This is a genomic window from Pseudomonas sp. UMAB-40 (assembly GCF_900095275.1).
Classification (GTDB): domain Bacteria; phylum Pseudomonadota; class Gammaproteobacteria; order Pseudomonadales; family Pseudomonadaceae; genus Aquipseudomonas; species Aquipseudomonas mandelii_B.
In genome coordinates this window covers 50,593-71,846 of the sequence record NZ_LT607558.1, presented here as the reverse complement: position 1 = coordinate 71,846, position 21,254 = coordinate 50,593, and the positions used below count along the sequence as shown (strand labels likewise).

At 59.9% G+C, this 21,254-nt stretch carries 21 protein-coding genes; 8 read left to right on the top strand and 13 right to left on the bottom strand.

Annotated features, from left to right (window positions below; translation table 11 throughout):
- The first annotated feature begins 32 nt into the window (after positions 1 to 32).
- Together moaB and glp are read left to right on the top strand one after the other, a co-directional pair.
- Positions 33 to 572, top strand: coding sequence for a molybdenum cofactor biosynthesis protein B (gene moaB / locus K0F88_RS12910; RefSeq protein ID WP_094468335.1), 540 nt, complete (start codon positions 33 to 35; stop codon positions 570 to 572).
- Positions 556 to 1,782 (top strand): gephyrin-like molybdotransferase Glp, encoded by a 1,227-nt coding sequence (glp, locus tag K0F88_RS12905; RefSeq protein WP_094468334.1) that lies wholly within the window; start codon positions 556 to 558, stop codon positions 1,780 to 1,782. The genes moaB and glp overlap by 17 nt, the downstream gene beginning before the upstream one ends.
- A gap of 66 nt (positions 1,783 to 1,848) precedes the next feature.
- Here the strand turns inward: glp and K0F88_RS12900 are convergent, their stop codons facing one another.
- Positions 1,849 to 2,157 (bottom strand): hypothetical protein, encoded by a 309-nt coding sequence (locus K0F88_RS12900; protein ID WP_094468333.1) that lies wholly within the window; start codon positions 2,155 to 2,157, stop codon positions 1,849 to 1,851.
- 323 nt (positions 2,158 to 2,480) lie between these two features.
- Here K0F88_RS12900 and yegS point away from each other — a divergent pair, with 323 nt between their 5' ends.
- The gene (gene yegS / locus K0F88_RS12895; RefSeq protein WP_219095296.1) at positions 2,481 to 3,398 is read left to right on the top strand and encodes a lipid kinase YegS; all 918 of its coding nucleotides are present in this window, start codon (positions 2,481 to 2,483) and stop codon (positions 3,396 to 3,398) included.
- Here the strand turns inward: yegS and K0F88_RS12890 are convergent.
- The 3 genes from K0F88_RS12890 to K0F88_RS12880 form a co-directional block, all read right to left on the bottom strand.
- The gene (locus K0F88_RS12890; RefSeq protein WP_219095295.1) at positions 3,382 to 4,041 is read right to left on the bottom strand and encodes a response regulator transcription factor; all 660 of its coding nucleotides are present in this window, start codon (positions 4,039 to 4,041) and stop codon (positions 3,382 to 3,384) included. The genes yegS and K0F88_RS12890 overlap by 17 nt on opposite strands.
- Positions 4,038 to 4,931: a sensor histidine kinase gene (locus K0F88_RS12885; RefSeq protein WP_219095407.1), complete on the bottom strand. Its 894-nt coding sequence runs from the start codon at positions 4,929 to 4,931 to the stop codon at positions 4,038 to 4,040. Before K0F88_RS12885 ends, K0F88_RS12890 begins: the two co-directional genes overlap by 4 nt.
- 420 nt (positions 4,932 to 5,351) lie before the next feature.
- Positions 5,352 to 5,822: a hypothetical protein gene (locus K0F88_RS12880; RefSeq protein ID WP_094468329.1), complete on the bottom strand. Its 471-nt coding sequence runs from the start codon at positions 5,820 to 5,822 to the stop codon at positions 5,352 to 5,354.
- 462 nt (positions 5,823 to 6,284) lie between these two features.
- Here K0F88_RS12880 and K0F88_RS12875 point away from each other — a divergent pair, with 462 nt between their 5' ends.
- Positions 6,285 to 7,220, top strand: a complete 936-nt coding sequence (locus K0F88_RS12875) for a chemotaxis protein CheV (RefSeq protein WP_131060074.1) — start codon at positions 6,285 to 6,287, stop codon at positions 7,218 to 7,220.
- A gap of 204 nt (positions 7,221 to 7,424) precedes the next feature.
- Positions 7,425 to 8,231, top strand: a complete 807-nt coding sequence (locus K0F88_RS12870; RefSeq protein WP_219095294.1) for an MOSC domain-containing protein — start codon at positions 7,425 to 7,427, stop codon at positions 8,229 to 8,231.
- Between the two features lie 73 nt (positions 8,232 to 8,304).
- Here the strand turns inward: K0F88_RS12870 and K0F88_RS12865 are convergent, their stop codons facing one another.
- The 8 genes from K0F88_RS12865 to K0F88_RS12830 form a co-directional block, all read right to left on the bottom strand.
- Positions 8,305 to 8,589 carry a pyrimidine/purine nucleoside phosphorylase gene (locus tag K0F88_RS12865; RefSeq protein WP_010461229.1) on the bottom strand — a complete coding sequence of 95 codons (285 nt, stop codon included), beginning with the start codon at positions 8,587 to 8,589 and terminating at the stop codon, positions 8,305 to 8,307.
- A 61-nt stretch (positions 8,590 to 8,650) separates the two neighbouring features.
- Entirely contained in the window at positions 8,651 to 9,199 is a 549-nt protein-coding gene (locus tag K0F88_RS12860; protein WP_219095293.1) for an exonuclease domain-containing protein, read from the bottom strand.
- A gap of 71 nt (positions 9,200 to 9,270) precedes the next feature.
- Complete coding sequence (locus K0F88_RS12855; protein WP_219095292.1) at positions 9,271 to 11,232, bottom strand: acetyl/propionyl/methylcrotonyl-CoA carboxylase subunit alpha; 1,962 nt, start codon at positions 11,230 to 11,232, stop codon at positions 9,271 to 9,273.
- Between the two features lie 134 nt (positions 11,233 to 11,366).
- Complete coding sequence (locus tag K0F88_RS12850; RefSeq protein WP_094468324.1) at positions 11,367 to 12,164, bottom strand: enoyl-CoA hydratase/isomerase family protein; 798 nt, start codon at positions 12,162 to 12,164, stop codon at positions 11,367 to 11,369.
- Positions 12,161 to 13,318 carry a citronellyl-CoA dehydrogenase gene (gene atuD / locus K0F88_RS12845; RefSeq protein WP_083374689.1) on the bottom strand — a complete coding sequence of 386 codons (1,158 nt, stop codon included), beginning with the start codon at positions 13,316 to 13,318 and terminating at the stop codon, positions 12,161 to 12,163. Before atuD ends, K0F88_RS12850 begins: the two co-directional genes overlap by 4 nt.
- A gap of 26 nt (positions 13,319 to 13,344) precedes the next feature.
- Positions 13,345 to 14,961, bottom strand: a complete 1,617-nt coding sequence (gene atuC / locus K0F88_RS12840; protein WP_219095291.1) for a geranyl-CoA carboxylase subunit beta — start codon at positions 14,959 to 14,961, stop codon at positions 13,345 to 13,347.
- 3 nt (positions 14,962 to 14,964) lie between these two features.
- A complete protein-coding gene (locus tag K0F88_RS12835; RefSeq protein ID WP_219095290.1) occupies positions 14,965 to 15,834 on the bottom strand; it encodes an SDR family oxidoreductase in 870 nt (289 codons plus the stop codon).
- Positions 15,835 to 15,846: 12 nt separating this feature from the next.
- Complete coding sequence (locus K0F88_RS12830; protein ID WP_219095289.1) at positions 15,847 to 17,649, bottom strand: acyclic terpene utilization AtuA family protein; 1,803 nt, start codon at positions 17,647 to 17,649, stop codon at positions 15,847 to 15,849.
- Between the two features lie 178 nt (positions 17,650 to 17,827).
- On the opposite strand from K0F88_RS12830, the gene K0F88_RS12825 reads away from it, so the two are divergent.
- The 3 genes from K0F88_RS12825 (at position 17,828) to K0F88_RS12815 (ending at position 20,454) form a co-directional block, all read left to right on the top strand.
- Positions 17,828 to 18,454: a TetR/AcrR family transcriptional regulator gene (locus tag K0F88_RS12825; RefSeq protein ID WP_219095288.1), complete on the top strand. Its 627-nt coding sequence runs from the start codon at positions 17,828 to 17,830 to the stop codon at positions 18,452 to 18,454.
- Positions 18,455 to 18,546: 92 nt separating this feature from the next.
- Complete coding sequence (locus K0F88_RS12820; RefSeq protein WP_176457670.1) at positions 18,547 to 19,341, top strand: ABC transporter substrate-binding protein; 795 nt, start codon at positions 18,547 to 18,549, stop codon at positions 19,339 to 19,341.
- A 99-nt stretch (positions 19,342 to 19,440) separates the two neighbouring features.
- The gene (locus K0F88_RS12815; protein ID WP_094468317.1) at positions 19,441 to 20,454 is read left to right on the top strand and encodes a GNAT family N-acetyltransferase; all 1,014 of its coding nucleotides are present in this window, start codon (positions 19,441 to 19,443) and stop codon (positions 20,452 to 20,454) included.
- A 154-nt stretch (positions 20,455 to 20,608) separates the two neighbouring features.
- On the opposite strand, the gene K0F88_RS12810 is transcribed toward K0F88_RS12815, so the two are convergent.
- Entirely contained in the window at positions 20,609 to 21,157 is a 549-nt protein-coding gene (locus K0F88_RS12810; RefSeq protein WP_010461205.1) for an RNA polymerase factor sigma-70, read from the bottom strand.
- Positions 21,158 to 21,254: the final 97 nt, after the last annotated feature.

Here is a 21,254-nt window from a genome sequence, read left to right as displayed (position 1 = left end):
CCGGGCTGTTTATCCTACAACTGGACGAGCCTATGAAAGCCAAGGCTGATGTACCTTTCACGCCGCTCAACATCGCGGTGTTGACTGTCAGCGATACCCGCACCCTGGAAACCGATACGTCAGGACAACTTTTCGTCGACCGTTTGAGCGCTGCCGGCCATAACCTGGCTGCTCGGGTTTTGCTTAAAGATGATCTCTACAAAATTCGCGCGCAAGTCGCCAACTGGATTGCCGATGACGTCGTGCAGGTGGTGTTGATCACCGGCGGTACGGGGTTCACGGGGCGCGACAGCACGCCGGAAGCGGTGAGCTGTCTGCTGGACAAGCAAGTCGACGGTTTCGGCGAGCTGTTCCGGCAAATTTCGGTCGCGGACATCGGCACTTCGACTGTTCAGTCCCGGGCCCTGGCGGGTTTGGCCAATGGCACGCTGGTCTGCTGTTTGCCGGGTTCGACCAATGCTGTGCGCACTGGCTGGGATGGCATTCTCGCTGAACAACTGGATTCGCGGCACCGTCCCTGCAATTTCGTCGCTCACCTGAAACAGGCGGCACCCTGTGAATCCCGTGGGTAAGCCCGGCAAAACCGGCAGCTTGATGGCGGTCGAAGTGGCGCTGGCGCGTTTGCTGGAAATGGCTGAGGCATCAACGATACGTGAGCGTGAGCGCTTGCCGTTGGCGCAGGCTCAGGGGCGCATACTGGCCGATGACCTGGTCTCGATGCTTGATCTGCCGCCCTGGCCGAACAGTGCCATGGACGGCTATGCCTTGCGCGTCGCTGACTGGGCGGGCGAACCCTTGGTGGTCAGTCAAAAGATTTTTGCCGGCCAGGCACCCGAGCCGTTGAAGCCAGGTACCTGCGCCCGGATCTTTACCGGAGCGCCTGTACCGGCGGGTGCCGATTGCGTCGAGATGCAGGAGAACGCCGAGGTCCAGGCGGACGAGCGCGTCCGTTTTATCGAGACGATGACCCCGGGTCAAAATATTCGCCCGCAAGGCCAGGAAACCACCGTTGGCGAACTTGTTTTGCCGGCAGGTACACGCCTCGGACCTATCGAGCAGGGCCTGGCGGCGTCGCTGGGATGTGCTGAGCTGGACGTGATTCGCAAGATTCGTGTTGCGGTCATGTCAACCGGAGACGAATTGATAGAGCCGGGCCAGCCCCTTGGGCCGGGACAGATTTACAACAGTAATCGCGTGTTGCTGTGCAGTTGGTTGCAGCGCTTGGGCTGTGAAGTGATTGATGCCGGAATACTCCCCGATGATTTAGCGACCACTCGTGCCCGCCTTGGCGAGTTGAAGGATGTCGACCTGATCCTTTCTACCGGCGGCGTGTCTGTGGGAGAGGCCGATTTTCTGGGCATTGCCTTGCGCGAAGAGGGCGAGTTGACCCTGTGGAAACTCGCCATCAAACCAGGCAAGCCGCTGACGTTCGGTCATTTTCGCGGCGTCCCCGTGATTGGTTTGCCCGGCAACCCTGCGTCGACGCTGGTTACATTTGCCTTGTTGGCCAGACCCTATCTTTTGCGCCGCCAGGGTGTGAGGGAGGTCGAGCCATTAAAGTTTCAGGTGCCTGCAGGGTTCGACTGGCCAAAGGCTGGTAATCGCCGAGAGTATTTGCGTGGACGCCTGGAGCATGGTCGGGCAATCATCTACAAGAATCAGAGCTCCGGGGTGCTCCGCAGTGCCGCCTGGGCCGATGGTCTGGTTGAAGTACTGGAAGACCGCACGCTGATCGAAGGCGATTACGTGAACTTCATTCCGCTGAGCGAAGTTCTGGGCTGATTCTGGCGAAAGTCTTGCCACGCAAGCCCGGTTGATCTTGCCCGAGCTTGCGTGCATGGCTAGCGTTTAACGAACCAGAAGTGACACGACCTGATCAAAGCGGCTGTTGGCGACCCAGCCCAGCAGCCCCAGGACCACGGCTGTTCCACCCGCAGAATAGGCCAGCCTGTGTTTGATGGATTTAACATCGCCACGGACCTCTTCCATGTCTCTTCGGATGTATTTGAGGTGTGTTTCGAGTTCAATGACGCGAGGTTCCATATCAACTCCTCCGGCGGGCTTTGCGTTGTTATTGAATTCAGCCTGATGATTGGCGCGAGTGTCTGCCATTGTCGCGACCTGACTGATCGGTAACCTGATGTCATGGCTTTGCATGGGCTGAAACGCTCCTTGCCTTACATCCCTTTGCGTGGCCGACACTGTTGTTGATTGCGCTTTGTGTGGCCCTTGAAGACGGTCTACTCATGGTTTGCACATCCCTGTGTGATGAATGTTGATGACTGATGCTGCGGACCTCAAGGTGTACCAATCGCCAAGGTTGGTCAATTGAGCCGATTCCGCACATGTTGTAAGAAAATTTCCCGCGCTGTAGGACCACAAGGCTGCACGCGCCAAAAAAAAACAAATCCGTGCGACTTTTTTAGGGGGTGGTGAGGTCAACATCTCCCATACGGATTCCAAACATGGGAGCGACAATAATGAATGAGCGCAAGGCGCTGTTGATTCTGCATGGCAAGCAGGCGCTCAACGAGGAGGTCCGCGCGGCCGTCGACGTTAAGCGCAAGCAGGGCTGGGAGTTGGCCGTCCGACTGACCTGGGAGGCGGGTGACGCGCAGCGGCTGGTGGAAGAAGCATTGAGCGCGGGCTATACGCAACTGATTGCTGGCGGCGGTGATGGCACCTTGCGTGATATCGCCGAGGCCATGGCAGCCCATTCGACGCAGGCCAGCCTGGTGCTGATGCCGCTGGGCACCGCCAACGATTTTGCGCGCGCTGCCGGCGTGCCGCTCGAACCCGTTCTGGCGCTGGACCTGCTGGAGGTCGCGCCGCAGGCGATCGATCTGGGCGAGGTGGGCGGTCAAGTTTTTCTGAACATGGCCACCGGCGGCTTTGGCAGTCAGGTCACGGCGAATACCTCGGAAGACTTGAAGAAAGTCCTCGGGGGCGCGGCTTATCTGTTCACCGGGTTATCGCGCTTCAGCGAACTGCATGCCGCCTACGGCGAGTTGCAGGGGCCGGACTTTCAATGGAGTGGTGAGCTTTTGGCGTTGGGTATCGGCAATGGCCGGCAGGCTGGCGGTGGTCATGTGCTGTGCCCGGAGGCCCTGGCTGACGATGGTCTGCTGGATATCAGCATTTTGCCGGCGCCGCAGGAAGTGGTCGGTACGTTGAAAACGTTGCTGGCCGATGGCTTCGGCATCGACAACATGTTTGTGCGAGCTCGCCTGCCATGGGTCGAGATCAAGGTTGCGGAAGGCCTCTACATCAATCTGGATGGCGAACCTATCGAGAGCGAGAGCCTGCGATTCTCGGCGCGTCCGGCGGCATTGCGCGTGCATTTGCCGCAGAACTCGCCTCTGCTGAGCGCTTCGAAAACGGTCAGTCGTCCAGGCTGATGATTTGCTCGCGCACGGCAAACAGCACCAGGCCGGCCACGTCGTAGATCTGCAAGCGCTTCATGATCTGCGAGCGATGGGTTTCAACGGTTTTGATGCTGAGGCCCAGGCCATTGGCGATTTCCCGGGTGGATTTGCCGCGAACAATCAGCCGCAGGATTTCCAGCTGGCGGGCCGTCAGGTTGTGCGAGTCCGCAGGCTCGGGCTGATGCTTCTGGTTGCGGATCAGTGCCTGGTTGATAACCGTGTGGGCAATGGCCGGGCTCAGGTAGCGTTCGTTATTGCGCAAGGCATCCAGGGCATGTTCCAGCTCGGTGGCCGTGGTGTCTTTGAGCAAATAGCCATGAGCACCGGACTCAAGCGCCTGCATGATCAGGGCTGGGTCAGTGTGCATCGACAGGATCAGCACCTTGCTTTGCGGGCGGACCCGCTTGAGTCGCTGCAAGGCTTCAAGGCCGCCGGTCTCCTTCATGGAGATATCCAGAAGAACGATGTCAGGGGACAGCTTCTCGACCATCTCGAGTAGCTGCGAGCCGTCATTGGCCTCACCAATGACCGCGTAGCCGGGAATATCCAGCACCAGAGCGCGCACGCCTGCCCTGATAAGCGAGTGGTCATCCACCAGAAGTAAGTTACAAGTCAATGCATAACCTTATTCGTACTGGCCCGTTCGAGCGCACGGGGCGCCCAGGGAAAGAGTGCTTCAATTTGAGTACCTTTGCCCGGCTCGCTGGTCACGTTCAAGGTACCGCCCAGTTGATCGATCCGTTCCACCATCCCGGCCATCCCGCGTTGTCCCTCTCGACCGGGGTCTGCGGCTGGCGCGAACCCCAGGCCGTCGTCGCTGATCAACAGCGCCAAACCCTGGGGCGTGCGTTGCAGGCGGATCAACAGGTTGTTCGCTTCGGCGTGGCGCAGAATGTTGGTGACCGCTTCCTGGGTGATTCGAAAGGCTGCCACCGCCATTTCTTCCGGTATGCCGGTCAGGCGTTGATGGCATTCCAGGCTCCAGTGCATCGATGTATTGACCAGCGTCTTGAGCAGATGCGCACGCAAACTGGCTTCCAGTCCAAGACTGGCCAACTGCCTGGGATTGAGAATGGCCGAGACATCACGAACTTTGGCCAGGGTTTCGTCCAGTGTGTCGCAGAGCACCGAGCACTGGCCTTGCATGTCTTCAGGCATACGACGTTTTAGCCACTCACTTTGAAGTTTTGCAGCGGTCAGCAACTGGCCGATGTCGTCATGCAATTCACGACTGAGCCGGTGACGTTCGTTCTCCTGTACTTCCAGCAGACGATCGGCCAGCTCTTGCGGCTGAAATTTTATCGACTTGCGCGAGAGGCAATGTTGAACCCAGACGCAGACGAGTGCCGCCAGATTGAGTACCAGCAGGCTGACCGGTAGTGGCACAGACAGGCTGAAGGCCAGCAAGCTGCCAAGCGCCGAGCTGGTACACAGCAAAAGCGTGAACCGTCGCGCGTTTGTTTGGGAGGGTGGCCATAGGGTGATTGACTTGAGACTGGCGTACATAGCGGATGGAGCCAATGGATGTTCGCTGCGGGCAGACCGGCCATCGTGGTTGACGGGTCTCTGTCTGAAAATCTGTAGTGACTCGTCTTGAGCAGTGCTGTCCAGGGTTGAAACCAGAGCCTTCAACTTATCGGGCTGCTGTCATCTGGAATCACATTGCCATTAATTAGCGTCAACTAAAGGTCGGCATAATACCACTTAAGATACCGTCGGTCGCGTTTGCTATATATGTCTATTCGGTCAGGAATTAAAGTTCTGGACGATAGTTCCACAATGGAAAAAGTTTTATGGGGGGATAATTATTTGTATCGAACTGTCGTTGGCAGGTATGAAATATTCAATTGCGACATGAGCGCACCCAAGTTAATGAGCGGCATCATGGCAATAAGAATACGCAGCACAGCCTAGTTGTCGGAAGAATTAAGCCTGCCGCTCAGAATAGGAAACGAGCGTGAACGGTTTGGAGTTAACCGCTAACTGAAAATGACTTTGTCCGACCTGAAACGCAAAGGCTTCAATCAGGGAAGTCTGTTCACTGTTATCCAGACTGAGTTGGCCGGTGGTCTGATCGATGAGTTCGAGTTGCCAGGCCATCAACGTAAAGCAGTCCTTCAGTGCGCCCAAGGCCTGGTCGTGCAGTTCCATGTGGCTTTGGGCGTGGTTCAGCAAACCGTGGATGTGCAGCGAAAATTCGGACACCGCTTCCAGCGCCAGAGCGTCGGCTCTGCTGGCCAGTTTTAGCAGGCTGCTGAGCATGCAATCGATTGCGTCCTTGTCATTGCTGATGAGCTGCAGATGGCTCAGGCACTCCTCCGATTTGGCCAGGAGTGTTTCAGCTTCGACCAGAAATTCCGGTAAACGCTGAGCCCACTGTTTAGGGTCGTTCGGCATGCTTATCTCCACAACGTCATGTCAAATGAGGGGATGTCGTGTGTGTCGACGAAGACGTCCAGCGTCCCGACGCTGCCGTGCCGGCATGAGATCGCGCTCCGGCTGACCTGGGCGCAGGCTGGGGAACTCGAGAGGGTGGATGGCCACTTACCTGCGATCGCACACAAAAGCCTGACTCCGTTCATGCAATGAGAATGGCGTCACATTAATGGCTATTGGATATTGCGAATATCAGGTTGGGCCTGATTGTTACTAGGGGAATCCCTTACACAGGGGAACCTAACGTGCAAACCGAGGTCGCGCCGCAGGGGATGAAGCAGATGAAATCACTGCGCCAGTAAAGCATGATGTTAATGTGACATCAATGCCCGGTCGTGGCATTTTGTCTAAGGGTCAAGGTCTGGCAAAAACAGCCGATAACTCTCTTTAGTGAATTCATCAGTACAAGCCCAGGAGTCATTAATGGCCGGCATTCTCGACACGGTAGACCAACGCACGCAACTGGTGGGTGAGAATCGCCTGGAAATTCTCATGTTCCGGCTGGCCGGTCGGCAATTGTTCGCGATCAACGTCTTTAAAGTGCAGGAAGTGTTGCAATTGCCGAAGCTGACCCTGATGCCTCAGCGTCATCCGTTTGTCTGCGGCGTGGTCAACTTGCGTGGGCAGACGTTGCCGGTGATCGATCTGTCCCAAGCCATCGGCATGCGTCCGCTGGTGCCTAGCCCTACCAGTACGATCATCGTCACCGAGTACAACCGTTCGGTGCAGGCGTTCCTGGTTGGCGGCGTAGACCGCATCGTCAACATGAACTGGGAAGCCATTCTGCCGCCGCCCACCAGCGCCGGCCGCCAGCATTACCTGACCGCCATCAGCAAGGTGGACGATCAGTTGGTGGAAATCATCGACGTCGAAAAAGTCCTGGCCGAAATTGTGCCGTATAACGCCAAGGTCTCGCGCGAGAAACTCGACGACCCGGTGCTGGAGCGCGCCCGTGGTCGTGAAGTGCTGCTGGTTGACGACTCCAACGTAGCCCTGTCGCAACTGCGCGATACCCTGGGCCAGTTGGGCGTGAAGATGCACATCGCCAGCGACGGCTTGAAGGCGCTGAACATGCTCAAGGCCTGGGCCGATACGGGCGTGTCGATGACCGACAAACTGCTGATGGTCTTTACCGACGCGGAAATGCCGGAAATGGACGGCTATCGCCTGACCACCGAAATTCGTAACGACCCGCGCCTGCGCGGGCTCTATGTGGTGCTGCACACGTCGCTGTCGGGCAGCTTCAATGACTCGATGGTCAAGAAGGTCGGCTGCGACAATTTCCTCTCCAAGTTCCAGCCGGACAAACTCGTCGACGTGGTGCGCCAGCGCCTGATGCTCGACGAAGTGCCGGCCTGATCTCGATCTAAGGCTGCACACGATCAACTTGTAGGAGCGAGCCTGCTCGCGAAGAGGCCATCACCGTCAATATTGATATTGGCTGATACATCGCCTTCGCGAACAAGCCCGCCCCTACAAGGTAAGCAGAGATCAATTTTCTGCCTTTGATTCGGCGACCAAGCTCGTATAGGGTGGCATTTTTTGCCCACCAGGGAGCTGGCCATGTTGCGTCTGAGCGCGCTTTACCGTTATCCGTTGAAATCCGGCAAGGGCGAGCCCCTGCAACAGGTCAGCCTCGACAAGCTTGGTCTGGACGGTGATCGACGCTGGATGCTCGTGGACGAGGCCAGCGGGCGCTTCCTGACCCAGCGCGCGGTGGGGCAGATGAGCCAGTTGTCGGCGCTGTGGAATGCCGACGGTGGCTTGACCCTCAGCGCTCCCGGCCGCTCCCCCATCGACATTGCATTACCCGCCAGCGATGCAGAACTGCGGGGCGTAACGATCTTCAAAGACACTCTGCGCGTACCCGATGCCGGTGATAAGGCCGGTGCCTGGGTCAGCGAGTTCATTGGAAAGCCGACGCGTCTGGTGCAAATTCCTCTGGATCGCGCGCGCACCACCCAAGCCGGCTACGGCAAGGACGACGATCAAGTGGCGTTCGCCGACGGCTTCCCGCTGTTGCTGATCGGGCAAGCGTCCCTGGAAGACTTGTCGCAAAAGGTCGGGCGCCCGCTGGAAATGCTGCGCTTTCGCCCGAATCTGGTGATCGAGGGCAGCGAGGCGTTTGCCGAAGACACCTGGAAGCGTATCCGCATCGGCGATGTCGAGTTCCGCGTGGTCAAGTCCTGTTCGCGCTGCATCCTGACCACCATCGACCCGCAAACCGGTGAGCGCAACAGTGATCGCGAGCCTTTGGCCACGTTGCAGAAATACCGCTCCGAGGCGGACGGCGCGATGTTCGGGCAGAACCTGGTCAACGACAGCAATGGCCAACTTGAAGTCGGCATGCCAGTGACCATCCTGGAATAAACACGCCGGATAAAAAATGCCCGGGACCATAAAGGCCCCGGGCATTTTTTTGTCACTGTGAAAACCCGGGGGTTTAGCCGCGGTATTCGCACAGGTAAGCGGTGTCGACGGCCACTTTCAACTGGAACTTGCTGTTGGCTGGCACATTGAACTGGCTGCCGGCGGCGAAGGTTTCCCAATCAGTGCTGTCAGGCAGCTTGACGGTCAGGGCGCCGGTCACCACGTGCATGATTTCACGCTGGCTGGTGCCGAATTCGTATTCGCCCGGAGCCATGACGCCGATGGTCGCAGGACCTTCAGCGGTGCCAAAGGCGATCGACTTGACGGTGCCGTCGAAGTACTCGTTGACTTTAAACATGGGCGATTCCTCGAAAAGGGCTAAAAAGGGCCGGCCAGTATGCACAAGGCCCATGCCGGCGTCACCTCTCCAGGGGGAGAACCTGTGGCAACAGACGCGCTGTATTGCGCGCATCTTCCAGTGCCCGATGTTGTTGGCCATTGAACTGCATGCCCGCCAGTTGCAGCGCGCCGTTGAGCCCCAGTGGGCGTTCCAGGCGCCGGGCCTTGGCAAAGCGCTGTTTGAGATTCATGTGCGGCACGCTGGCAAGAACGCTGTCCAGTTGCAGTCGCTGCCATTCCTGAAGCAGTTGCTTGCGATCGTAATCGCCCCAACTGGCCCAGCCCTCCAGCTCCGGTTGATGGTGCACGAGCCATTGCTCGAATGACGGCCAGACCTCACTCAGCGTCTGCGCTGCGTCGACGTTGGCCTGAGTGATGTGCGTCAGCTCCCGGCAAAACGGCGTCAGCAAAGGCCGACGCAGCGGCCGCACGAAGCACTGGAAACAATCCACCTCGCGCCCTTTTCGGTCCACCAGGGTGGCACCGATTTCGATGATTTCCATTTCCGTAACTGGCCAGCCACCGTCATCGGTGGTGGCTTCCAGATCGATCACCAGCCAGTGAGGCATCGCAGGGTTCCTGGTATCCGCGTCCTGATAGGGCTTGAGCGTAGCCAAAGCCGGCGGATCCGCCTAGCGGCTTATTCGACCTCCAACAAAATCTGACGATTCTTCACCTGATCGCCGACCCGCACCTGCAAGCGTTTCAACACCCCATCGATACCTGATTTAAGTGGATGTTCCATTTTCATCGCTTCGAGCACCACCAGCAGCTGACCTTTGCTGACCGGGCTGCCCTCGCTGACCAGTACGTCGACGATTGCCCCGTCCATGGGCGCCTTGAGGGTGCCGGAGCTGACGCTGGCCTGGCTGCTGACCAGCGCTTGAGTTTGATCGACCAGACGCAGACTGCCGGGGCGGGTGAACAACCAGAGTTGCCCGGCCGCGAGGCGGTAGGCATGACGTTGGCGAATGCCATCGATTATCAGTGTGGCCCAGTGCCCGTCGCACTGGATGACCTTCAATTCGACGGTTCGGTCGCCGATGTGCAAACGGTACGGTGCATCAGGCGCTGCGTTCAATGCCACCGGCCAGTCCCGATCCTCCAGGCCGATGCGGTAATGCAGAGGCACGCTGGCGTTGTTCCGCCAGCCAGCCAGCGAGGCGGGATGAGCCTGCGCTGACGCGTGATAGAACAAAGCAGCTGCAATCGCCAGTTCTTCAGCGCTTGGAACCGGCGGATGCAGGCAAGGATGGTCGGCGAAACAGCTCGGGATGAACCCGGTGCTGAATTCGCCGCTGATGAACTGCGGGTGTTGCAGCAGGCTGGCGAGCAAGCGTTGATTGCTTTTTACGCCCAGCAGCACGCTGTCCTGCACGGCCCGCAGCAGTTTTCGCCGGGCTTCTTCACGGGTCGCGCCATGGGCGATGATCTTGCCCAGCAGCGGATCGTAGAACGGGCTGATGTCCTGGCCTTCGATCAAGCCGTGATCGATCCGCACGCCGTCTTGCAACGCGAGCTCCCATGCCTCGATTCGACCGGTTTGCGGCAAAAAGCCCTGGGCCGGGTCTTCGGCGTACAAACGCACTTCCATGGCATGCCCGTTGAGCTGCACTTCTTCCTGGCTCAACGGCAGCGGCAGGCCCTCGGCGACGTGCAGCTGCCAGGCCACCAGATCGAGGCCGGTGATCAATTCGGTCACCGGGTGTTCCACTTGCAGCCGGGTGTTCATCTCCAGGAAGTAGAACTGCCCGCGCGCGTCCAGCAGGAATTCCACGGTGCCGGCGCCCACGTAATTCACCGCGCGTCCGGCCTTGAGCGCCGCTTCGCCCATGGCCTGGCGCAAATCGGTGGTCATCACCGGGCAGGGCGCTTCTTCGATGACTTTCTGGTGGCGACGCTGGATCGAACAGTCGCGTTCACCGAGGTAGATCAGGTTGCCGTGCTGGTCGCCGAACACCTGCACCTCGACATGACGGGGATCGATCAGCGCTTGTTCGAGAATCAGCTCGTCGCTGCCAAACCCGTGCAGCGCTTCGGAGCGCGCGGTTCGCAGCTGTTCCAGCAAATCGTCGGCGCTGTGCACCAGGCGCATGCCGCGCCCGCCACCGCCAGCGCTGGCCTTGATCATCAGCGGATAGCCGATGCGTGCGGCTTCGCGGCTCAGGGTTGCATCGTCCTGTTCGGCGCCCTGATAGCCTTTGATGCAGGGCACGCCGGCCGCGAGCATGGTGAGTTTCGACAGGCGCTTGCTGCCCATCAACTTGATCGCTTCGGGGCTCGGGCCAATGAAGGTAATGCCGGCGTGTTGGCAGGCGAGGGCGAATTCGGCGTTTTCCGAGAGGAAGCCGTAGCCGGGATGGATCGCGTCGGCACCGCTGCGCCGGGCGGCGTCGATGATCGCCGGGATGTTCAGGTAGGACTGCTGCACCGGGGCCGGGCCTATGTTGACCGCTTCGTCGGCCATTTGGACGTGCAGGGCGTCGGCGTCGGCATCGCTGAATACGGCGACGGTGCGGTAGCCCAGGGCGTGGGCGGTGCGCTGGATGCGGCAGGCGATTTCACCGCGATTGGCGATGAGGATTTTGCTGAGTCCGGGCATAGGTCTTCCCTTTGGTTTTGCGGTGAATGCGATGGCCTCTTCGCGGGCAAGCCTCGTTCCTACAGGTACAGCGATTGCCGCGGGATTTGTGCTCGGCACAAAACCTGTAGGCGCGAGGCTTGCCCGCGAAGCTTTTAGAGGGCCCACCCCGGTTTGCGTTTTTGCACGAAGGCCATCGTCCCCTCGACTCCTTCAGCCCCGGTCACCGCTTCGCTGAACCACCCGGCCGCTTCATCCAGCAAAGCGTCCGAAGGCTGCCCCGCACTCGCCAGCAACAGTTTTTTGGTCGTGGCATTCGCCCCCGGCGCGCAGCACAACACATGGGCGAGGATTTCATCGAGGCGCTCGGCCAACGCTTGCGCGTCATGCTCGACAAAATGCACCAACCCCATGCGCCGTGCGTGTGTGCCATCGAAACGTGCCGCGGTCAGCGCCAGTCGACGTGCCTGGGTCAGGCCGATACGCTGGACCACGAATGGCGCGATCTGCGCGGGCAACAGACCGAGGCTGGTTTCCGGCAGACCGAACTGCGCCAGGTGATCGGCCAGCGCGACGTCGCTGACGCACGCCAGCCCCAATCCGCCGCCGAGCACCGCGCCTTGCAGCACCGTAATGACCACTTGCGGCGCGTGTTGCACCTCTTGAAGCAGCGCGCCGAACGCTCGATTCAAATCGCGATAGGCGTCCGGGCCTTGAGCCCGGGCATTGGCCATGTCCTTGATGTCGCCGCCGGCACAAAAATGTCCACCGGCACCACCGATCACCAGTGCACGAACGGCTCGATCATCACGCACCGCAGCCAGCACCGCACGCAGTTCGGCAACCATCTGCAAGCTCATGGCGTTGCGGCTTTCCGGGCGATTGAGGGTGATGTGCAGCACGCCGTTATGGGATTCGAGCAGCAAGGTCTGGCAAACCGGCAGGGCGCTCATTTCTTTTTCCCCGGCAGGATGCCCATGAGTTTGCAGATGATCCCCAGCATGATTTCGTCGGCCCCGCCGCCGATCGACACCAGTCTCACGTCACGGTAAGCGCGGGCCACCGGGTTGTCCCACATGAAGCCCATGCCGCCCCAATATTGCAGGCAGCTGTCGCTGACTTCGCGGCCCAGGCGCCCGGCCTTGAGTTTGGCCATCGATGCCAGGCGCGTAACGTCCTGACCTTTGATGTACTGCTCGGTGGCCTGATAGACCAGCGCTCGCAAGCATTCGATTTCGGTTTGCAGTTCGGCCAGGCGAAAGTGAATGACCTGATTGTCGATCAGCGCGCTGCCGAAGGTTTTGCGCTCCTTGCAGTACTCGATGGTGCTGTCGACGCAGTATTCCAGGCCCTTGATCATGTTCGCCGCGCCGAACAGACGTTCTTCCTGGAATTGCAGCATCTGCATCATGAAGCCGGCGCCTTCATGGCCGATGCGGTTGCGCTGCGGCACGCGCACGTTGTCGAAAAACACCTGGGCGGTTTCCGAACTGCGCATGCCGAGCTTATCCAGGTGCGAACTGAGGCTGATGCCCGGGGTGTTCATCGGCACCATGATCAGCGATTTGTTGACGTGCGGTTTGTCGTCGGAGGTGTTGGCCAGCAGGCAGATGAAGTCGGCGCTCGGCGAGTTGGTGATCCACATTTTGCTGCCGTTGATCACGTAGTCGTCGCCGTCCTTGCGGGCACTGGTTTTCAAGCCAGCGACGTCGGAGCCGGCACCGACTTCCGAGACGCCGATACAGCCGACCTGTTCGCCGGTAATGGCCGGACGGAGGAACTCTTCGCGCAGTTCATCGGAACCGAAGCGGGCGAGGGCGGGCGTGCACATGTCGGTCTGCACGCCGATGGACATCGGGATCCCGCCACAGTGAATCGTGCCGAACTCTTCGGCCGCCACGATCGAATAGCTGTAGTCGAGTCCCATCCCACCGAATTTTTCCGGTTTTGAAATCCCCAGCAAGCCGAGGTCGCCGGCCTTGCGGAAAATCTCGTGGATCGGGAAGCGCCCGGCCTTCTCCCACTCTTCGACGTGGGGATTGATCTCGTGATCGACGAATTGGCGGACCGTGCGACGCAGTGCTTCGTGTTCCTGGGTGAAGATCATTTTTATTGTTCTCCTGTGATCCGCGATCAGAATCTCGCGACGCCAAAACTGTTGGTTTGTAGCGGCCGCACTTCGGCCTCATGACAGATGTCCAGCAAGTAACCGAGCAAGGTCCGGGTATCCCGCGGGTCGATCAGTCCGTCGTCCCACAGGTTGGCGCTGCCATACAGCGCGGTGGACTGGCTGTCGAGTTTCTGCGCGGTGACCTGTTCGAGCATGTCGAGCATTTTCGGGTCGGGCACCAGGCCGTCCTTGAGCTGTTTGGCCTCGGTGACGATACGCAGCACCTTGCCAGCCTGGGCGCCGCCCATGACGGCGGTGCGGCTGTTGGGCCAGGCGAAGATGAACCGCGGGTCGAGGCCGCGGCCGCACATCGCGTAGTTGCCGGCGCCGTAGGAGCCGCCGACGACGATGGTCAGTTTAGGCACTCGGGCGTTGGCCACCGCTTGAATCATCTTCGCGCCGTGCTTGATCACGCCTTGCTGTTCCGATTCGGTGCCGACCATGAACCCGGTGGTGTTGTGGAAAAACAGCAGCGGCGTCCGGCTCTGGTCACATAACTGAATAAATTGCGCCGCCTTGCTCGCCCCCTTGGGCGTGATCGGGCCGTTATTGCCGATGAATCCGCAAGCACGGCCCTGAATGTGTAAATGGCCGCAGATGGTCTGCTGATCGAACTCACCCTTGAACTCGAGGAAGCTCGAACCGTCGGCAATCCGCGCGATGATCTCGCGCACGTCATAGGGTTTCTTTGGGTCGTCGGGAATCAGTCCGAGCAGCTCATCGATCGGGTAGAGCGGGTCTTCCCAGTAACGGGCGGGCGCTGCCGGTAACCGTGCATTCCACGACAGCAGACTGACAATCTCGCGCACCTGGCGCACGCCATCGGCATCGTTCTCGGCCAGGTATTCGGCGGTGCCGGCGGTTTGCGCGTGCATCTCGGCGCCGCCCAGTTCTTCATCGGTGGCGACTTCTCCGGTCGCGGCCTTGAGCAGCGGCGGGCCGGCCAGAAACAGCTTCGCCTTGCCACGCACCACCACCACGTAATCCGACAACCCTGGCTGATAGGCGCCACCCGCCGTGGCCGAACCATGAACAACGGTGATTTGCGGCAACCCCATGGCCGACATCCGCGCCTGATTGGCAAAGCTCCGCGCCCCTTCGACGAAAATTTCTGCCGCGTAATTGAGATTGGCGCCGCCGCTCTCGGCAAGGGTGATCACCGGCAGTTTGTTCTCCATGGCGATCTGTTGCAGGCGCAGGGACTTTTTCAGGCCGCTGGGGGAAATGGTCCCGCCCTTGATCGCACTGTTGTTCGCCACCACCAGCACGCGCACGCCGGACACGTAGCCGATCCCGGCGATCAAGCCGCCACCGGCCGAGCTGCCGTCCTTGTCGTCGTGCAGTTTATAGCCGGCCAGGCTCGCCAGTTCGAGGAACGGCGCGCCGGGATCGAGCAGCAGATTGAGGCGCTCACGGGGCAGCAACTGGCCGCGCTTGTCGAATTTTGGCTTGGCTTCGGCCGCCTTGTTCAGCAGGTTTTGTTCGAGCTGACGGACCTGCTCGATGCCGACCAGCATGGCCGTGCGGTTCTGGGCGAATTGTTCGCTGAACGGGTCTATTTGGGACTGGATCACCGGCATGGCTTATTCCTTGTCCTTGAGCACATCAGGAAGGTAGGCGCGGTGAAAACCGTTGTACGACTCACTGTTCGTCGCCTTGTGAATCGGCCACGCCCGCCCGCCGAGGCTGGCCGCGCCGTCAATGCGCAACGTGCTGCCGCTGATGAATGCCGCCGCCGGGCTGAGGAGGAAAACGATCGCCGCGCTGACTTCGGATTCCGTGCCGATGCGCTTGAGCGGCACGTGCTCGCGCAAGGTCGGAATCACCGCTTTGAATGCACCTTCGTAGGTGTCCATGCCGCTCGATGCCACCCAACCCGGCGCCACCGCGTTGACCCGCACCCCGGCATACCCCCATTCGAAGGCAGCGGTCTTGGTGAGGTTGTCCATGCCCGAACGCGCCGCGCCCGAGTGGCCCATGCCGGGCATGCCGCCCCACATGTCGGCGAGCATGTTGACGATGGCGCCGCCGTGTTTGCTCATGGATTGGTTGAACACCTCCCGGGCCATCAGGAAACCGCCCACCAGGTTGGTGCGCATCACGGTTTCGAATCCCTTCTGATTGATTGAGGCCAGCGGCGACGGGTATTGGCCACCGGCATTGTTGACCAGCCCATGAATCGGCCCGTGTTTGCGAATCAACTCGCTAACCAGATGCTTGACCGCTTCTTCTTCACGAATGTCGCAGGTGGCCCAGTCCGCCTTGCCGCCGTCTTCGGTGATTTCGGCGGCGACGTTTTTCAACTTGTCAGCCTTGCGTCCGACCAGCAGCACATGGGCGCCGAGTGCCGCCAGCTCATGGGCGGTGCACCGGCCGATGCCGCTGCCGCCACCGGTGACGATGATGGTTTGGCCTGCAAACAAACTGGCTTTGAAAATCGAATCGTAGGCCATGGCGACAGTCCTCTAGTTGACCTGGTCGGCGATGCGCTGGGGCACCGGAATCTGGATGTCCAGCAACTGCTGGGCGAAGGCCTTGCCTTGCGGATCGATCCGCAGGCTGGCCACACCGCCGCCGCCGAGGGCGTTCTCCAGAAGAAAATTGAAGCTGTGGGTGCCGGGCAAATACCAACGCTCGACACGTCCGTGTACCGGGTCAAGGACATGGCTCATCCAGTCGACCATCACCTCGGGCGTCAGGGCTTCGGCGATCCATGGCAGGAACTCGGGCTCCCGGGCCATAACGCCGATGTTGCTGTGATTGCCCTTGTCGCCGGAGCGCGCCACGGCGAGTTTGATCAGGGCCACGCTGGCATCGGCGCGGCCGGTGGGTTGCGGCGGGTCGAATGGAACGGGCAAGTCATCCGGGTCGAGCACATCGACGGCGGGCAGGGCGCATGGGTGGCGCTGGCCCTGGAGATCAATGTCCAGCGTGCAGGCGGTTTTGTCGATGAGGAACGAGAACAGGCGGATCAGCGGATAGACCGTCGGCCGTCCGCCGACAATCCCGGTCAGCCCCGGCGCCATGCCGGTGGCTGCCTGGGCGATTTCCCGGGAGAACACGATCAATGCCTGTTTGCTCGGATGGCGCACCGCGAGTTTGATCACTACTTCGCGGCTGTCCTGACGTTGGCCGTGGGGGCCGTAAGTGGCTTCGCTGCCCAGGAGTTCGATGTTGACTTCGCTGTAGGGCGCCCAGCCGCGCTGGCTGAAGATGTCCGAGGTCTTGTTGATGATCGCCTGGCTAACCCGTTCGGCCTTGGCCACGGCATCGATCCCGGCGATCAGGCAACTGGCGGTGCAACGGAAACCGTCCGGGTAGGTCGCGCTGACCTTGTACTGATCGGTAGGCGGCAAGCCTTTAGCGCCATGCACCCGAACCGCGTTTTTACCTTGTTGCACGAGTTTGACCTGGGTGAAATCGCAGACCACGTCGGGCAGCAGATAGGCCTGGGGGTTGCCGATTTCATAGAGCATCTGTTCGCCGACGGTCAGCGGCGTGACCACGCCGCCAGAACCCTCGGGTTTGCTGACGATGAACTGGCTGTCGGCGCTGACTTCGACGATGGGGAAGCCAATGTGTTCGTAATCGGGCACGTCGCGCCAGTCGGTGAAATTGCCGCCGGTGCACTGGGCGCCACATTCGATGATGTGCCCGGCCAATGCGGCCTGGGCCAGTTTGTCGTAGTCATGCCAAGACCAGCCGAATTCATGCACCAGCGCGGCACTGACTACCGCGCTGTCGACGACGCGCCCGGTAATGACGATGTCGGCACCCAAACGAAGGGCTTCGACAATGCCCGGGGCGCCGAGGTAGGCGTTGGTCGAGACGCACATCGGCGGCAAGGGCGCGCCGCTGAACATTTCATGCAGGCCACGACTGCTCAGCTGTTTGAACTGCGGTTGCAGGTCGTCGCCCAGCAACACGGCGATTTTTAGTGCCACCCCGGCCTTGTCACAAGCCGCTTGCAAGGCAGCGGCGCAAGCCTGCGGATTGACCCCGCCGGCATTGCTGATGACGCGGATGTTTTGTTCGGCGAGTTGCCCCAGCAATGGGCTGAGGACTTCGATGAAGTCGACCGCATAGCCTGCCTGCGGATCTTTCATCCGTGCGCCGGCCATGATCGACATGGTGATTTCGGCTAAATAGTCGAAGACCAGATAATCCAGACGCCCACCGTGCACCAGTTGCGCGGCGGCGGTCGAGGTATCGCCCCAGAACGCGCTGGCGCATCCGATGCGAATCGTTTCTGGCGCAGTCGTTTCCATAACCACCTCCGATAGAAGTGTGTCGAGACTACCAAGCAAGCGCTTGGTTTGTAAATCGCTGAAATATCTTCTGCCCGAGCGCTTGCTTGGTTGCCGTCGCCAGCTTAAATTGCCCGCGCAACCCCGCTGTTTTAGCGGCGGGTGGCGCATTTGATTGATCGACTGTAGGAGAGAACGGGTGGACGAGCAAAAAGCCCTGGGGGTCATGCGCGAATTGGTCGACAACGGCCAATTGACCGACCCCGACAGCGCCCGCGGCAAACTGCTGCAAGTGGCGGCTCACCTGTTCCGCAACAAAGGTTATGAACGCACCACGGTGCGCGATCTGGCCGGCGCCGTGGGCATTCAGTCGGGCAGCATTTTTCATCACTTCAAAAGCAAGGACGAGATCCTGCGGGCGGTGATGGAAGAGACCATCCGCTACAACACGGCGTTGATGCACGCTGCCCTGGCCGAGGCCGGCAATGTGCGCGAGCGGGTGTTGGCGCTGATTCGCTGCGAATTGCAGTCGATCATGGGTGGCAGCGGCGAGGCCATGGCGGTGCTGGTGTACGAATGGCGTTCACTGTCCGACGACGGTCAGGCGCAGGTGCTGGCGCTGCGCGATATTTACGAAGCGCTTTGGCTGCAGGTGTTGGGTGAAGCCAAGGACGCCGGTTTTATCCGTGGCGATGTGTTCATCACGCGTCGTTTTCTGACGGGGGCGTTGTCTTGGACCACCACCTGGTTTCGTGCCGGCGGCAGCATGAGCCTCGATCAATTGGCCGATGAAGCATTGATTCTTGTCCTCGAAGAGAAGCAATAAGTTGTCATGAGCCAGCAGGAAACTGGCTAAGTGGCTGAAACCGCCTAGCTTGAATGCATTGATGGGTATTTTTTGGGGAGTGGGTTGTTTTGATGTCTTCGCCAATTAGGACGGCCACGCGGCTTTTGCTGGCGTCGCTCGCGACGGTTTGGGTGTTGCCGTCCCAGGCTGCGCAACTGGTGCGGGTCGGTGCCGCACATTTCCCGCCTTATACCGTGCGCCCGGAGTCCGGTGCCGACACTGGCCTGCTGCCGCAATTGGTAGAAGCCTTGAATCAATTGCAGAGCGACTATCAGTTCGTTCTGGTGCCGACTTCGATTCCTCGGCGATTCGGTGATTTCAAGCAAGGTCGGGTCGACATGGCCATTTTCGAGAACCCGGACTGGGGCTGGAAGGACATTCCCCACACCAGCGTCGACATGGGGCTTGAAGACGCCGAGATTTTCGTCGCGCAACGCAAGCCCGATCGTCAGCAAAGCTATTTTTCCGACCTCACCGGCAAGCGTCTGGCGCTGTTCAGCGGCTATCACTACGAGTTCGCCAACTTCAATGCCGACCCGAAATTCCTCGCGCAGAACTATGACGCCACGCTGACCTATTCCCATGACAGCAACCTGCTGATGGTGCTGCGCGGGCGGGCAGACATTGCCTTGGTGACGCGTTCCTACCTGAGCGATTACCTGCTACGCAACGAGCAGGTGGCCGATCAGTTGCTGGTGTCGCAGCGCATCGATCAGGTGTATCACCACTACGCGATCCTGCGTCCGTCCGCGCCCATCAGCGGCGAGGCGTTCGGCAAGTTACTGCAAGGGTTGCGGGACAATGGGCAGATGCTGAAGATTTTCGATCCGTACAAGATTGCGGTGGTGCCGGTGCCCAAACCCTGAATGACGCCGCAGGTCGCATCATTCGCGACTTCACTTAAATTTCCTGCCCCGGCTCACGTCACATGGTTGAACTGTCGACGATTATCGTGAGCCCGACCCATGCCCAATCTGAATGACCTGACTGCCCTGGCCTTGCCCAACGGAAGCCGTCTTGTAGCGGATGAAACCCAAAGTCGCCTGCACCTCAGCCTGGAAGGGCAGCCGCTGATCGAACTGCGCCTGACCCGAGAGTCTGAGTTGCAGGTGCAGGTCGAACAGCGCTTGGACACGCCTGAAAGTCAGGCGCTCTGGGCCGCCTGCTATTGGCTGTTTGCCCGTGATCCGGCGTGCCAACACCTGACTTTTCAACTGCAGCAGTTACCCGCCGACGCCTTGGCGAGCGGTTTGCTGATTCCCACCGACACCGCCGGCCAATACCGCTGCGAACGCACGCTGTTCTGGCAGTTGCCCCAGCCGTGGCTCAGCCAGGCACTGACCGACACTTACCCGCAGCAAATGGTCATCAGTGGCGGCAAGCGTCATCCTCTGCGCCCGCTAAAACCACGGGGTGAAGTCTATCGGCGCTTCGATGCGCGGCTCGGTGCCTGGATTTCCCTGCGCACGCTGGACATCGACCTGGACCTGGCTCGTTTCAATCGCTGGCAGAACAGCCCGCGGGTGGCGAGTTTCTGGCAGGAGGAAGGCAGCCTCGAGCAGCACCGCGAATACCTGAGCAAACTCGACGCCGACCCTCACACCGTGACGCTGATCGGTTGTTTCGACGATCAGCCGTTTGCCTATTTCGAAGCCTATTGGGCCAAGGAAGATCGCATAGCACCGTTCTATGACGCCGGCGATTACGACCGCGGTATCCACATGCTGGTGGGCGAAGAAAATCACCGTGGCCCGCACAAGGTGGCGAGCTGGTTATCGGCGCTGACGCATTTCCTGTTTCTCGACGATCCGCGCACCCAGCGAGTGGTCGCCGAGCCTCGCGCCGACAACGGGAAGATGATCGGGTACATGCAGGATCAGGGTTACCACTGCGAGAAAGAGTTCGACTTCCCGCACAAGCGCGCGGCGTTGATGATGCTGGGGCGTGAGCGGTTTTTTGATCGGTGCAAGTTGGCGTGATGCTTAAGGCTCAAGATCTGCTTCGGTCTTGAGTGCCCCATCGCGAGCAAGCTCGCTCCCACATTGGATCTCCTGTGAACACAAAATCTGTGGGCACTCGAGATCAACTGTGGGAGCGAGCTTGCTCGCGATTGGGGCAACACAAATTCCAGATTCAACGACGGGCAAAGGTATCCACGCGATTGCCCGACACCTTGCGGCAGTGCACCAGCGCATCGCGAATCATGAAGTTCACCAGGGTCGGCGAGACGCCGAGTTCCTTGGCGATGTCCTTTTGCGGCACGCCGTGCAGGCGGTACATCTCGAAGGCGTAGCGGGTGCGGCTCGGCAGCTCCGTCAGCGCATCGGCGATGTTTTCCAGGGTCGAGAAATTGATGTGCGAGGTTTCCGGCGAAGCACCCTGAATCACCACGTTCAGACCTTCCTCTTCCGGGCCGGAGTATTTCTGCTCCAGCGCCTGCTTGCGATAGTGGTCGATCGCCAGGTTGCGCACGATCTGGAACAGATAACTGAGCTGAGCCTTGAAGGATGACGTGATTTGCGGCGCCGATTGCAGTCGGAAAAACGCATCCTGGACCACGTCTTCAGCACGCGACCGGCAGCCGGTAATTCGCGCTGCAATCTTGACCAGAATCAGTCGGTTGTCGACAAAGGCCTGAAGTAGCGGTGAATCGCACCTGCTTGTGGATACTTGTTCCGTCATGGAAATCACCTTGCTGCCAATAGGTTGGGTGGGAGGCCGAGGGGGGGCGTCCTACACATCGAGCGACAAATTATGCTGAATGATAATGATTGTCAAT

What these genes read in the sequence shown, in the direction of transcription:
- moaB (WP_094468335.1), top strand. Translation starts at nt 33, where the DNA reads ATGAAAGCCAAGGCTGATGTACCTTTCACGCCGCTCAACATCGCGGTG.
- K0F88_RS12900 (WP_094468333.1), bottom strand. Translation starts at nt 2,157, where the DNA reads ATGCAAAGCCATGACATCAGGTTACCGATCAGTCAGGTCGCGACAATG.
- yegS (WP_219095296.1), top strand. Translation starts at nt 2,481, where the DNA reads ATGAATGAGCGCAAGGCGCTGTTGATTCTGCATGGCAAGCAGGCGCTC.
- K0F88_RS12885 (WP_219095407.1), bottom strand. Translation starts at nt 4,931, where the DNA reads ATGTACGCCAGTCTCAAGTCAATCACCCTATGGCCACCCTCCCAAACA.
- K0F88_RS12880 (WP_094468329.1), bottom strand. Translation starts at nt 5,822, where the DNA reads ATGCCGAACGACCCTAAACAGTGGGCTCAGCGTTTACCGGAATTTCTG.
- K0F88_RS12875 (WP_131060074.1), top strand. Translation starts at nt 6,285, where the DNA reads ATGGCCGGCATTCTCGACACGGTAGACCAACGCACGCAACTGGTGGGT.
- K0F88_RS12870 (WP_219095294.1), top strand. Translation starts at nt 7,425, where the DNA reads ATGTTGCGTCTGAGCGCGCTTTACCGTTATCCGTTGAAATCCGGCAAG.
- K0F88_RS12865 (WP_010461229.1), bottom strand. Translation starts at nt 8,589, where the DNA reads ATGTTTAAAGTCAACGAGTACTTCGACGGCACCGTCAAGTCGATCGCC.
- K0F88_RS12860 (WP_219095293.1), bottom strand. Translation starts at nt 9,199, where the DNA reads ATGCCTCACTGGCTGGTGATCGATCTGGAAGCCACCACCGATGACGGT.
- K0F88_RS12855 (WP_219095292.1), bottom strand. Translation starts at nt 11,232, where the DNA reads ATGCCCGGACTCAGCAAAATCCTCATCGCCAATCGCGGTGAAATCGCC.
- K0F88_RS12850 (WP_094468324.1), bottom strand. Translation starts at nt 12,164, where the DNA reads ATGAGCGCCCTGCCGGTTTGCCAGACCTTGCTGCTCGAATCCCATAAC.
- atuD (WP_083374689.1), bottom strand. Translation starts at nt 13,318, where the DNA reads ATGATCTTCACCCAGGAACACGAAGCACTGCGTCGCACGGTCCGCCAA.
- atuC (WP_219095291.1), bottom strand. Translation starts at nt 14,961, where the DNA reads ATGCCGGTGATCCAGTCCCAAATAGACCCGTTCAGCGAACAATTCGCC.
- K0F88_RS12835 (WP_219095290.1), bottom strand. Translation starts at nt 15,834, where the DNA reads ATGGCCTACGATTCGATTTTCAAAGCCAGTTTGTTTGCAGGCCAAACC.
- K0F88_RS12830 (WP_219095289.1), bottom strand. Translation starts at nt 17,649, where the DNA reads ATGGAAACGACTGCGCCAGAAACGATTCGCATCGGATGCGCCAGCGCG.
- K0F88_RS12820 (WP_176457670.1), top strand. Translation starts at nt 18,547, where the DNA reads ATGTCTTCGCCAATTAGGACGGCCACGCGGCTTTTGCTGGCGTCGCTC.
- K0F88_RS12815 (WP_094468317.1), top strand. Translation starts at nt 19,441, where the DNA reads ATGCCCAATCTGAATGACCTGACTGCCCTGGCCTTGCCCAACGGAAGC.
- K0F88_RS12810 (WP_010461205.1), bottom strand. Translation starts at nt 21,157, where the DNA reads ATGACGGAACAAGTATCCACAAGCAGGTGCGATTCACCGCTACTTCAG.